We start from the raw sequence: 13,080 nt of genomic DNA, 5'->3' as shown, positions 1-13,080 counted from the left end.
TCAGCCTTTAGCGAGTGAACCCAGGAACGGCGCCGAATGCCAGCGCGATCGGCATCACAATGTTGCCAATGACAACGATGAACGGCAGCACGTACGCCAGAATCACCATCAGGCCCTTGCCGCGCTCGCCCAACCAGCCCAGGTCAGATACCGCGAGGTACACACCGTGGGTGAGGTGCAGGCACAGCGCAACCATTGCCAAAACGTAGAACAGCGTGACCGGCCAACGCTCAGGAGCGAAGGTAGCCAGCAGGTTGTCGCGAACAGCGCCGTGTACGAACGCGTCGGACGCAACGACCTGGCCCATGGTCAGATCCAGAATGTGGAAGATCAGGAACAGCAGCAGGATAACGCCCGTAATCAGCATGGAACGGGTCGCCGTCGGCTGCCAGCCGCCCATGAGGTTCGTGCGCTTGAACTTGCCACGGGAACGCTTCGAGCGACCGTGCAGCGCAAACGCGCCCCACACGTGCAGCACCAGGCAGGCAAGCAACACGATGCGGATGATCCACAGGAAGCCCTCACGCGGGAACAGCGGCTCACCCATCGTGCGCAGGAACTCGCCATACTCATCGATGGGGGCGACGCCGTTGGCGTGCAGCGGCATAAAGATCTTCAGGTTACCCACCATGTGACCCAGTACGAACAGGCCAAAGATCAGGCCGGTGATGGCCATGGTGAGCTTCAAAGCCCAAGTTGGGAATGACGGCCGCTCGCGCAGCGGCGTTTCAGTAATTTTTCCGTGACGAATGGCTTCACGGTCTGCGTTTTTTACAGTCATGGCACCTCCAGTGTCGTTTTCACTCTAAGTAACGGACGCCACATGTGTGAACTTTCAGTCGAGAGGTTTGCCAGCCGCTTCCCAGCTTCTTCAGGTTCCCCCCGTTTCATTTACTCCTGCCCCACCTTTACGTAGGGCATTTCCATCTTTACGGCCCCTTTTGTGATCTTGCCCACGTCTCGCCCCCGCTACCCCTTTTAGCGTCATACTTTGGTTGGTAAGCATGCCCTAACCTTGTGTTTTGGTACTCTTGGCGCCATGACTGACGCAAACCAAAACGATCAAAACCAAGTAATCCGTGACATCGACGCACCGGCGAAGGAGGTCTTCGACCTTCTTTCCAACCCGGAGCGCCACCCCGAAACTGATGGCTCCGGCATGGTGGTCTCCGCCGACAAGGCTGAGCGCATCAAGGCGGTCGGTGACACCTTCACTATGAACATGACGAAGGAAGATGGTGACTACCAGACCACCAACGAGGTCTTCGCATTCCAGCAGGACCGCATTATTGGCTGGAAGAATGTGGAAAACACCACCGCAGGCGTCCGTGTTGGCGCGAAGTGGCTCTACGAGCTTGAGCCGATCGATGCCGACAACACCCGCGTCACCCTGACGTACCTGCGCGATGAAATCGAGCTGGACCCGGTACGTAAGTTCAGCGAGACCTTCGATGATGATTTCCTGATCAAGTCCCTCGACTCACTCGCCGCAGCGGTTTCCGGGAACTAGCTTGCTTATCGACGTCCACGTCTAACCCCCAAACGCCACCCCACCTCAGGGCTGGCGTTTTTCTTTCCCCTCCGCCCCCGCACGCCCAGCGCCCCGCATGCCCAGCGCGCCCAACGCGCCCCCAAAAAACGCGTTTGCAGCTACCTAGACCCGGCTACCAAGCGATTTTTTCACTGGTAGCTGCAGGTAGGTAGCTGCAAACTGCGTGGAACCTGCGCCACGCGGCGCAGACGCCAGCGCTACAGGTTGATCATGTGGCCTTCAACGCCGTGCGCGATCTCCTTGACCACCTCGGACAGGGTCGGGTGGATGTGGATGGAGCGTGCGATGTCGCCTGCGGTCAGGTCAAAGCGCTGCGCAAGGACAACCTCCGGCAGAAGCTCGGAGACGTGCGGGCCAACGAAGTGGGCGCCGAGGATCTCGCCGAACTCACCATCAGCGACCAGCTTGGCAAAGCCGTTTGCCTCTGCCAGGCCTACCGCCTTGCCGTTTGCGGAGAACGGGAAGGTAGCAACCTTGATGTCCTTCTCCGGCCACTTCTCCTTAGCCTGCTCTTCGGTGTAGCCCATGGAGGCAACCTGCGGGTTGCAGAAGGTGGCGCGCGGGGTCATCATGTAGTCCTCGATTTCGAGGGTCTCTGCGCCCGCGATGGTCTCGGCTGCGATGATGCCCTGTGCTTCGGCTACGTGGGCGAGCTGGAGCTTCGCCGTCACGTCGCCAATCGCGTAGATGCCGTCGACGTTGGTGCGCATGCGCTCGTCGATAGCGATGGCGCCGCGGTCGGTCAGCTCAACGCCGGTGTTCTCCAGACCGTAGCCCTCGGTGCGCGGTGCGAAGCCGACGGAGATCATGACGCGGTCCACGGTCAGGGTCTCAACAGAGTCCGTGTCGTTCTTCTTTACGTCCACCTCAACAGAGTCGCCGTTGTCGCGTACAGCGGTGGTTGCGTGGCCGGTGAGCAGCTTCACGCCAAGCTTCTTGTAGCGCTTCGCAATCTCCTTGGACACGTCCTTGTCCTCGTTCGGCAGGACGCGGTCCATGTACTCAACAACGGTGACGTCTACGCCGTAGTTGGACAGGACGTAGGCGAACTCCATGCCGATGGCGCCAGCGCCAACGATAACCATGGTCTTCGGCGCGTCCGGGTTGAGGATCTGCTCTTCGTAGGACACAACGTTGTCCGACAGCTCGATGCCAGGCAGGGTGCGGACGACGGAGCCGGTGGCGATAATGCAATCGTCGAAAGTAATGACCTTGCCCTTGTCATCGCCTTCGGTGATCTCGATGGTCTTGGCGTCCGTGAAGGAGCCGAGGCCGTTGACCTCGGTGATCTTGTTCTTCTTCATCAGGTAGTGGACGCCGCCAACGATCTTCTCGGAGACCTTGCGGGAGCGGGTATGTGCGTCCGTGTAGTCGAACTCCACGTCGCCCTTGATGCCGAACGTCTTCGCCTCGTGGTTGAAGATCTCCGCAACCTCAGCGTTCTTGATAAGCGCCTTGGACGGGATGCAGCCTACGTTGAGGCACACACCGCCCCAGTACTGCTTCTCAATGACAGCAACTTTCTTGCCAAGCTGTGCTGCGCGGATAGCGGCGACATAGCCACCGGGGCCAGCGCCGAGTACAACAACGTCAAAATGTTCTTTAGTCACGCCCAATAGGATACGTCGGTTAGCAAGCTGTGTGGGGAAGAGTCGCGCGTAATGTTTGGCACCTCTGGCAATATATGTGGAAGTGACAGGGGAGCCGCTGCTTGTTCCCACCATTTTCTAAAGAAAAGCGAGCATCCATTATGAAGATCACGCGTCCGGCCCTTGCTGCCGTCGCAGCTGTAGCAATCGCCGCTGGCGCTGTTCCCGTGGCCGGCCATTTCCAGGCCGCCGAGTCTCCCCAGGGTCTTGCCACCATCGAGCGCGTGCGCCCCGCAGTGTCGGAGAGCACTTCTAGCTTGCCGACGTCTACGGAAACCACCCACACCGCTACCACCGAAGCCAGCGCCACCACTTCTACTGCTGAAGCAACCACCGGTGAAGCAACCAGCACTGCAGCAACGGAGACAACGGAAGCGAAGGACGTTGCTGATATTGACGGCGCTTCGGTGCCGGACGGCGACCGCGAGGGTCTGCTGAAGCAGGCAAAAGACGCGTTGAAGCCAGAGGCTACGGGCGAAGAAGCAGACAACATGCCAATACCGGATGAGTCGGACGCAGAGTCCACGGACTCCGAGAGTTTTATGGAGATCAAGCCGCTTACTGCGGCTCCGGATGACTACAAGAAGAACCCGCAGAAATGGTTCGATGAGCTGAAAGCCTTCCCGGGTGGTGAGGCTATTACGGTGCACTCCAAGGCGATGGGCCGCGACATCCCGGTAGCGCTGATCCGCGCGGTGGATGAAAACGGCAAGCCGCTAGCAAAGGCGCCGACCTACTACTTGCTCAACGGTGCTGGTGGTTCCGAGCAGAACACGGACTGGCTGGCCATGGCCCCGAAAACTGTACGCAACGTGCTTGGCAATGAGCCGGTGAACGTGGTTATCCCAATGGAGGGCGCGTTTTCCTACTACGTGGACTGGCTGAGCAACCCGGGTGAGGGCAAGTACTTCAAGGGTGAGCAGAAGTGGTCGACGTTCCTGGCTAAGGAAATGATCCCGTCGGTGGAAAACTACTTGAACGCCAACGGGAAGCGTGCCGTGACTGGTTTCTCCATGTCCGCAACATCCTCGCTGCTTTTGGCAGTACACAACCCGGATATGTTCGACGCTGTCGGCTCCTTCTCCGGCTGCGCTGCCACCTCTACCCCGCTGCCAAACTTCTTTGCGGGTCTGACGGTCAACCGCGGCTCCGCAGGTGCGGGCAACATTACGCCGGAGAACCTTTGGGGCCCGCGCGGTTCTGACTACAACCGCTACAACGACGCGTTGGTGATGGCGGATAACCTGGTTGGTGAGAACGGCGTGACCAAGACCAAGTTCTACCTCTCTGCAGGCACGGGTCTTGCTGGCCAGACGGATATGCTCAGCTACCTGCGTGAGAACTCCGGTTCCACGGAGGCGCTGAGTGCGGCGCTCACGCTGCAGGTTGAGGGTGGCGCAATTGAGGCCGCGATGAACGCTTGCACGCATGACTTCAATACCAAGCTGAACAGCCTGGGCGTGGATACCTACTTTAATAAGCGTCCGGTTGGCACCCACTCCTGGCCGCTGTGGCGCGATGACCTGAAGGTGTCTTGGGAGAAGGTCATCCGCCCGGCACTGTTTGAGAGCGAGTAGGTCAGCGAAAAGCCTTACAAAACAAAAACATCGGGTAGCGGCGCATAACCGCTTACCCGATGTTTTTTGCGTTTTAGGGTTTTAGAACATGCCTAGGCCGAAGGCGATCTGGGAGGACGCAGAGGAGCCGAAGTGGAGCAGCTGGCCGAGGAGCTCGTTGATCTGCAGCTGTGCGTTTTCAATGATCATTGTTCACTGTCCTTTTCTTGATGTTTCTTGAGACACGATGTGGCAATTGTTCATTATTGTTACACAATTTGTCTTGTGTGACCGTAATATAGCCAGTCATGAGCCTGAAGCGCACCGCATCTGCAGTCCTTGCCGCCCTGACCGCGGCTGCAATCACCACAGGTACCGTCACCGCAACTATCCCAGCCAACGCGGCGACTGTTACACCCGCCCAAGTTGCTGGCCAGACGCCGGTGGGCACGATCAAGCTTTGGGACGCTAAGGCGAACCCGCCAATGGTGGTCAACGCGAATCGTCCTCAAGAATGGACCCAGCAGGTAGACCACAAGACGGCGCTGAGCTACCTGGTCCATTCGCCGTCGATGAACAGGGACATCCCTGTTGCCGTTGTGCCGGCGACGAACCCGCAGGGCCAGCGCGTGGCAAACGCGCCGACCATCTACCTGCTCAACGGTGCTGGCGGCGCGGAGCAGAACCAGGACTGGCTGAAGATGGCGCCGGTGAAGGACTTCTTCGCCGGTAAGGGCGTCAACGTGGTCATCCCGCAGGCGGGCGCGTTTTCCTACTACACCGACTGGGTGGAGACGAACCTCAACACCAACTACCTGCGCGGACCGCAGAAGTGGGAGACGTTCCTGACCAAGGAGCTGCCGGGCCCGATTGAGCGCACCTTAAACGCTGACAACCGTCGTGCGATTGTTGGTTTCTCCATGTCCGCCACGTCTTCGCTGTTGCTGCCGCAGCACAATCCGGGCTTTTATGATGCGGCGGCGTCGTTCTCCGGGTGTGCGTCTACAAGCTCGCTGCACGGCTACAACTTCGCCCGCGTGACGGTGAACCGCGGTGGCTACTCTGACTTCAAAACCGTTACCCCGGAGATGATGTGGGGTCCGATGGGCGGGCCGTACAACCGCTGGAACGACGCGCTGCTCAACGCTGAGCGTCTGCGCGGTACCGCGCTCTACATCTCTTCCGCTACGGGCCTTGCGGGCCGCCAGGACCAGGTGAGCTACCTGATTGGCCAGGGTGCGCCTGAGGTTGTTGCGCAGGTTGCTGCCGTAACGCTGCAGGTTGAGGGCGGTGCGATTGAGGCCGCGATCAACCAGTGCACCCATGACCTGAAGACGAAGCTCGACGCGTTGAACATTCCGGCAACGTACGAGATGCGCAATGTGGGCACCCACTCCTGGCCGTACTGGCGTGAGGATCTGGAGAAGTCCTGGTTCACCACCATCGCCCCGGCGTTTGGGATGTAGCCCCGACCCAAGCTAGCGATAACCAGCCCTGTGCCGCGGCGGGCTAGAATGGCCGAACATTATGACTACTCATCGGCTCCGCTCAACCCCGGTCCCCGGGCATCGTGATCAGTACACGGGCGTGGACTTCAACTTGGGGTTCCACGTCACGCATTATGACGTGGCGATGAACTACAAGGTGGGTCCGAACTATGTGGACGCCACCGCCACGTTGACGTTGACGCCGTGGCGCGATTTGAACCACATGACGTTGGATTTGATGGATAACCTGCGGGTGCGCAGCGTCACCACAACGCATGGGGAGATTAAGCGTTTCCGTCATTACCGCAACAAGCTGCGTATCACGTTTACGCAGGATATTGCGGTGGATACGGAGTTCCAGCTGACTATTCGGTACACGGGCACCCCGCGCCCGCGTCGTACGTCTTGGGGCCAGCTGGGGTGGGAGGAGCTGGAAAACGGCGCGTTGACTGCGAACCAGCCGAATGGCGCGCCCACGTGGTTCCCGTGCGATGACACGCCTGATGAGAAGGCCACGTATCGCATTACGCTGCGTCCGGACCAGCCGTATCAGGTCATTGCTACGCAGACGTCTCGCCCGCTGCCGACCTACCTGGCCACTGTGAACGTTGGCCAGTTTGTGCACCACAAACTTGGCCGCAACACCAGCGCGTACCTGCCGCGCGGCCTGCAGTTGGGGGATTTTGCCAAGCAGCAGGAGATGCTGGACTTCTTCGAGACTTGCTTCGGCCCGTACCCCTATGAGCATTACACGGCGATCGTGCACGATGAGACGTTGGAGATCCCGCTTGAGGCGGCCGGCCAGTCCATTTTTGGCCGCAACCACACGCGCGGCAATGAGCGCCTGATTGCCCATGAGCTGGCCCATCAGTGGTTTGGTAACTCGCTGGGCATCGCGCAGTGGGATGACATTTGGCTCAATGAGGGCTTCGCTTGTTACGCCGAGTGGCTGTGGGCTGATGCGCAGGGCAGCATGCTTATCGACGCCTCGGTGAACCACCACTACGCCAAACTCCCCACCCCCACCGTGACCCTTGCCAACCCGGGCCCGCGTCACATGTTTGATGACTGGGTGTACAAGCGCGGCGCGATCACCTTGCACGCACTGCGCGCCGCCATGGGTGATGAGGCGTTCTTTAGCGGCGTGCGCTCCTATGTGGCCAAGTCCACGCACGGCATTGTGGAGCCCTTCGATCTGAAGAATGCGCTGAAGGCGGCCGCACCTAGCGTGGACATCGCCGGGATCATGGACGCATGGTTGAACCACACGGAGCTGCCCGACGTGCCGAAGATCCGATAAGGCTCCGATAGCTCATGAGAAATCTGACGCTGGCCACCGCCTTTTCGGCGCTCGCCGGGTTCGTGCTCATGTGGGTGGCTGGCTGGGCGCTGGACACCGGCAGCGCCTACCGTTACTTCACCGCGTTCTGGGGGTTGTTTTTCGCCTCCGCGGGTCTTATCGACGGGATAACGCACGAAACGACGCGCGCTGTGGCGTCGTCAAGCGAAACTGGCTCTCGCGGCACGGCGAATCCCTGGCGCTTCGGCGCTGCCGCGGCAACGTTTGTGGTGCTTGTGGGCCTAAGCCTTGGCTTGTGGGCGATGCGGGCCTGGGTGCCCATGTCCCCCGGCACGGCCACCACGCTGCTGGTGTTTGGCCTGGTCAGCTATGTTTTCCAGGCGGTACTTTCGGGTATTTTGTCCGGCGCGCAGCTGTGGAACCAGTACGCGGCGCTGGTTGCGCTGGATTCCGGCATCCGCCTGGTGCTGGCCGTGGTGGCGTGGGCACTGGGCTGGGGGCTGCCCGCGTTTTTGCTGATCACGGTCATCGGCGCGGTGAGCTGGGTGGTGATCCTGGGTGTCTCGCGTGAAGCGCGCTCCCGCATCCGCATCGCGCTGGACGTGGACCGTGAGGCGTTCGTCGGCCGCGTCTTTACCGCCATGCTTGCCTCCGGCGCGTCAGCCGCGCTGATCACGGGGTTCCCCACCGCCGTGTCCGCGGCGTTTCCGGATAATGATGCCTCCGTGTCCATCCTGGTTGCCGCCATTAACAACGCTGTGATCCTTACGCGTGCACCAGTGTTGGTGCCCCTTCAAAGGTTTCAGGCGGCGTTGGTTGTGCGCTTCGTCGAGAAGCAAAAGCACATCTACCGTGCACTTTTGGGGCCGGTGGTGGCTGTGCTCGGCCTGGGTGTGGTCGGGTTTGCGCTGGCATGGCTGCTGGGGCCGTGGATTCTGCAGCTGGCATTCCCGCCGGAACTGTTCGTGCCTGGGCGCACGCTTGCGCTGCTGACGTTTGCCTCCGCTTTCATGGGCACCCTCATGATCACCGGCGTGGCTGTGCTCGCCCTGCAGCGCCACGGGTGGTACGTGGCCGGGTGGCTCACCGCCTCCGTGGTTGCCTTCGCGGTGCTTTTCGCCGCGCCGTGGGGTGTGGTTACCGCCGTAGTTGTCGCCCTGTTCGCGGGCCCTTTGGCGGGTGCGATTGTGCACGTCATCGGGCTGTGGGGCGCACGGGTTCGAGTAGCATAGCCAGCCATGGGAACAATGCTGGTCACCGGCGGCGCCGGGTTTATCGGATCCAACTTCGTACACATGGTGTGTGGGCGGGGATTGCACGAGGTGATCGTGCTGGACAAACTTACCTACGCCGGCAACCGCGACAACCTCGCCGGACTGGACGTGGAGTTTGTCCACGGCGATGTTGCGGACGCGTCTGTTGTTGAGCCGCTGGTTGCTCGCGCGGATACTGTGGTCCACTTCGCCGCGGAATCCCACAACGACAACTCGCTGCGTGACCCCTCCGCGTTCGTGCAATCCAACGTGTTGGGCACTTTTGTACTGCTTGAGGCGGTGCGCAAGTTTGATAAGCGCTTCCACCACATCTCCACCGACGAAGTCTTTGGCGACCTCGCTTTGGGCGGCACCGACGCCTTCCTAGAGACCACGCCGTATAACCCCTCCTCGCCCTACTCCGCCACCAAGGCCGGCTCCGACCATTTGGTGCGCGCGTGGGTGCGTTCCTTCGGCATCGCGGCGACTATCTCGAACTGCTCTAACAATTACGGCCCTTACCAGCACGTAGAGAAGTTCATCCCCCGCCAGATCACCAATATTTTGTGCGGCCAGCCCGCCAAGCTTTACGGCACCGGCGCCCAGGTGCGCGACTGGATCCACGTGGACGACCACAACGACGCCGTACTGACCATCCTTGAGCACGGCGAGATCGGCCAGACCTATAACATTGGCGCAAGTGTTGCTGGCTCCCCGCACGTCACGAACAAGCAGGTCATCGAGACAATCTGTTCGCTGATGGGTGGCACCTTCGAGCACGTCGCCGACCGCCCCGGCCACGACCAGCGCTACACCATGAACGCCACCAAACTGCGCACCGAGCTTGGCTGGCAGCCCCACTATACCGACCTGCACGCTGGGTTGGGAAGCACCATCGACTGGTACCGCGAGAACGAATGGTGGTGGCGCGACACCAAGCGCGGCGTTGAGGAGGCCTACGCCCAGCGCGGGCAGTAGTGGTGGGTGTCGTTGGGGTTGCGGTTGCGCAGTAATTTGGAAATTGCTGCATTTCGGCCCCCGTTCGCCCAGGTGGCTGCACCATCTCGGGAAATTACTGCATCCGATCCCCATTCACTCCCACATAACCCTGGGATACCCTAAGGAGCTGTGTCCGAATTGCCCGAATTGCCCCAAACAACAACCCCGATCGAAGGCCTGAGCGTCCACACCCTGCCGCTGCACGAAGATAACCGCGGCTGGTTCAAGGAGAACTGGGCTGGTCAGCTGCTGCAGCCGAAGCAGAACAACGTCAGTTTCAACGCCAAGGCTGGCACGACGCGTGGGATGCACGCGGAGCCGTGGGATAAGTGGATCTCGGTTGCCACGGGCAGGGTGTTTGCCGCGTGGGTGGATATGCGTGAGGATTCCCCCACTCTCGGCGAGACTTTCGGCATCGAGATCGGCCCTGGCCAGGCGGTGTTTGTGCCGCGGGGTGTGGCCAACGGTTTCCAGACGTTGGAGGACAACACGGCCTACATTTACCTGGTCAACCAGCGCTACAACCCGAACGGCACCTACGCGTACTGCTCCTACAAGGAGATTGACTGGCCGCTTGCGCCAACAGAGCTTTCGCTTGCCGACGCCACACATCCCCCCTTCAGCGAATCCACCCCCGTCCCGCCAAAGAAGGTCCTAGTCACGGGCGCGAACGGGCAGCTCGGCAGGGCGCTGCGTCAATTGTGGGGCGAGGATCGTGCGGAATATGTCACTCGCGAGGAGTTTGACATCACGGCGATTCCGGAGGGCTTTGACTTCTCGGGCTACAGCGCGATTGTGAATTGCGCTGCGTATAACGACGTCAACGGCGCAGAATCTGACCGCGCGACCGCCTGGGCCGTGAACGCGGATGCGCCGGCGGCGCTGGCCCGGGTGGCCAATGAGCACGACTTGACGTTGGTACACGTGTCCAGCGATTACATTTTCGACGGCACCGTCGAAGTCCACACCGAAGCCGAGCACGCCAGCCCGCTGTCGGCGTACGGGGCGTCCAAGGCAGCGGGCGATACGGCGGCGCAGACCGCGAGGCGCCACTACGTGATCCGCACCTCCTGGGTGTTTGGCGACGGCGCGAACTTCATGGACACCATGGCCAAGCTTGCCCTTGCAGACAAGAGCGTGAACGTGATCATGGACCAGGTGGGCCGCCCCACCTGGACGGAAGATCTGGCCAAGGGCATCGATCACCTGCTACGGACGAAGGCGGAGTTTGGCGTGTACAACCTGTCGTCTGATGGTGATGCGGTGGGTCGGGATGAGATGGCTATGGCGGTTTTCGTGGGCGTGGGCAAAGATCCTGCGGATGTAACACCTGTGACCACCCAGCAGTATGCCGAGATTGCCGGCCCGGAGGCGCCGCGGCCAGTGCACTCCACGCTGGATTTGAGCAAGATCAAGGCGACCGGGTTCCAGCCGATGAATTGGCGTGCGGCACTTGCTATCCACCTTGCTGCGCATCTGTAATTGGGGTTTTCTGCTGACACGTTTCGGAGCTCACTGCTTGGGAGCTCCCGCATTGCCTGAAGCCACGACGGCCCCGTGCCTCTTCGGAAAAACGGGCTGTTTTTCGGTTCTGAACCTGGCTTGGGTCGCGGTTGGTCGTTGAAGATCCCTTCGACATTGTGGCCTCTGGGTTTGGGCTTGGGCTTGTGGTTGGTGAAAGTTCGGCGCTCATTTCGTCACTCATTTGTCCCAAGTCAGGAACCACGCCGAGGCCTCCCTCGGAAAAATGGCCTGTTTTTTGTTTTGAACCTGGCTACCTGCATTCCCTTATTGGGGTCGGGTATCGACCAGTTCTGCTGGGTCGAAGTTCTCCGACCAGGCGTAGGCATCTTCTGGGTCGGGGAATGGTGGTTCGAAAAAATCGGGTTCTTTTGGCAACGGCTCCGGAAGCACTGCCTTGATTGGGAAGATAAGGCCGTATTCTTCCTCCAACGCTGCGATCTGGGCATCGGCCAAGTCAAGGTTGTGGTGGTTATCAAAATCATCCAATATTTTGTGGCCCTTGGCGTAAAACTGCGCCACTCGGCTGCGACGCTGGCACACTTGCTCAAGGTTTGACTTCCACCGTGGCGCCGCGGCGTTCGTGTTGTGCGCAATCAAGCTATCTGGGGTGCAGGTTTCATACGTGCCGTTGGCAAAAAGCCACAAGATTTCACCCGTATCCGGATCCGGAACATAGAACCCACGTTTATCGGTTTTCAGGTTGTGGTGCTTTTGACACAACGGGTAGAGGTTTCCCGGTGTGGTTTTGCCACCCTGGCCAAACGGGATCCGGTGATCCAACTGACACCTCAATGACGGCACACTGCATCCCGGGAATACACAATGCGTGTGGCGTGCGCACACGACTCGTCGCATTGCTTCGGTCGGGGTGTAGCTATCCGTATGTGCTTGAAGTTCCGCCTCCATATCCACTTCGGTGACCTTCGCTGACGCCAGGAGATCATCGAGTGCCGCGGTGGCTTCCGGAGTCAGTGCCCCAACCCCTGGTACATAGGCTGGCCCACCAGGTGCGCGGTCTTTCGGCACAAACACATGCAGCGTGGTCTTGGTTGGGGTGATTTCCCCGGACAGTAGTTTGACCATCGCATCTGCCATGGAGGTTTTATGCTCCCGTGCGGTGGCCAAGACGTGGTTACGCACGACCTGTGCCGTCAACGGGTTGGTCGCCAACGTAACCAGTGTTTTGACCGTGCCGGACTGTGCAGACACGTCAAAGATCACCGCATCATCAGCCGCGTGTGCCTGCGCAACTCGCTGTTGGCGTCGCTTCGGCTGATAAGCGCAGGTTGGGTCAATACGTTTAATCATCTCCCGGATACGACGAGTAATCGTGGTGGTTTGTGGGGTGTGTTGCCCAGGCCGGGTTGGGGTAAACGTAGTAGTCAACATCTCGTCGAACTCGGCATACGCCTCATCCGTAATGTCTGGGCCAAGCTCGGCAAGCACGGTATCGATGGCGCGTAAATGCTGCAGATCCATCACACGCGTCTTGGCCTGGAGGGCTCGTAGCTTCGGTAAGTGTTGCAGGCGTGCATGGGAGAAGATCGCTTGCTCAACCGAGCTTTTAGTCCAGCCGGTTGCTTCCCTCATGGCCACCACAGTCACGTCGAAGTCATCAATATCAACACTTGCCCCGGGTGTGGCGAAGTGGCCGAAGGCATTCCAGTAAATATCGCGAATGCCTTGACTGAACGTGCTTAGTGGATCTTCTGGTCGCTGTGTGCGGAAGTATGGTTCGCCCACGGTCTACCCCCAGTGTT

Annotated in this window: 10 protein-coding genes; 7 read left to right on the top strand and 3 right to left on the bottom strand. The window is 60.1% G+C overall.

Annotated elements, in window-relative coordinates; translation table 11 throughout:
• Positions 1–7: 7 nt before the first annotated feature.
• Entirely contained in the window at positions 8–781 is a 774-nt protein-coding gene (locus I6I71_RS04030) for a succinate dehydrogenase cytochrome b subunit (RefSeq protein WP_052205514.1), read from the bottom strand.
• A 258-nt stretch (positions 782–1,039) separates the two neighbouring features.
• Here I6I71_RS04030 and I6I71_RS04025 point away from each other — a divergent pair, with 258 nt between their 5' ends.
• The gene (locus I6I71_RS04025; protein WP_201822448.1) at positions 1,040–1,510 is read left to right on the top strand and encodes an SRPBCC family protein; all 471 of its coding nucleotides are present in this window, start codon (positions 1,040–1,042) and stop codon (positions 1,508–1,510) included.
• Between the two features lie 239 nt (positions 1,511–1,749).
• On the opposite strand, the gene lpdA is transcribed toward I6I71_RS04025, so the two are convergent.
• Positions 1,750–3,162: a dihydrolipoyl dehydrogenase gene (gene lpdA, locus I6I71_RS04020; protein ID WP_236587388.1), complete on the bottom strand. Its 1,413-nt coding sequence runs from the start codon at positions 3,160–3,162 to the stop codon at positions 1,750–1,752.
• A 140-nt stretch (positions 3,163–3,302) separates the two neighbouring features.
• Between lpdA and I6I71_RS04015 the strand changes: the two genes are divergently transcribed.
• From I6I71_RS04015 to I6I71_RS03990, 6 genes are all read left to right on the top strand, one after another.
• Positions 3,303–4,778 carry an alpha/beta hydrolase gene (locus I6I71_RS04015; RefSeq protein ID WP_201822445.1) on the top strand — a complete coding sequence of 492 codons (1,476 nt, stop codon included), beginning with the start codon at positions 3,303–3,305 and terminating at the stop codon, positions 4,776–4,778.
• 287 nt (positions 4,779–5,065) lie between these two features.
• Entirely contained in the window at positions 5,066–6,223 is a 1,158-nt protein-coding gene (locus I6I71_RS04010) for an alpha/beta hydrolase (protein ID WP_201822443.1), read from the top strand.
• Positions 6,224–6,284: 61 nt separating this feature from the next.
• Positions 6,285–7,544: a M1 family metallopeptidase gene (locus I6I71_RS04005; protein WP_201822441.1), complete on the top strand. Its 1,260-nt coding sequence runs from the start codon at positions 6,285–6,287 to the stop codon at positions 7,542–7,544.
• A gap of 14 nt (positions 7,545–7,558) precedes the next feature.
• The gene (locus tag I6I71_RS04000; protein WP_101733744.1) at positions 7,559–8,776 is read left to right on the top strand and encodes a hypothetical protein; all 1,218 of its coding nucleotides are present in this window, start codon (positions 7,559–7,561) and stop codon (positions 8,774–8,776) included.
• Positions 8,777–8,782: 6 nt separating this feature from the next.
• Positions 8,783–9,775 (top strand): dTDP-glucose 4,6-dehydratase, encoded by a 993-nt coding sequence (rfbB, locus tag I6I71_RS03995; protein ID WP_201822439.1) that lies wholly within the window; start codon positions 8,783–8,785, stop codon positions 9,773–9,775.
• Between the two features lie 150 nt (positions 9,776–9,925).
• The gene (locus I6I71_RS03990) at positions 9,926–11,278 is read left to right on the top strand and encodes a sugar nucleotide-binding protein (RefSeq protein ID WP_414017445.1); all 1,353 of its coding nucleotides are present in this window, start codon (positions 9,926–9,928) and stop codon (positions 11,276–11,278) included.
• A gap of 306 nt (positions 11,279–11,584) precedes the next feature.
• Here I6I71_RS03990 and I6I71_RS03985 read toward each other — a convergent pair whose 3' ends face one another.
• Positions 11,585–13,063 (bottom strand): HNH endonuclease signature motif containing protein, encoded by a 1,479-nt coding sequence (locus I6I71_RS03985; protein ID WP_201822437.1) that lies wholly within the window; start codon positions 13,061–13,063, stop codon positions 11,585–11,587.
• Positions 13,064–13,080: the final 17 nt, after the last annotated feature.

It is taken from the genome of Corynebacterium riegelii, from assembly GCF_016728505.1.
Lineage (GTDB): Bacteria > Actinomycetota > Actinomycetes > Mycobacteriales > Mycobacteriaceae > Corynebacterium > Corynebacterium riegelii.
This window is presented reverse-complemented; position numbering and strand designations above follow the sequence as displayed.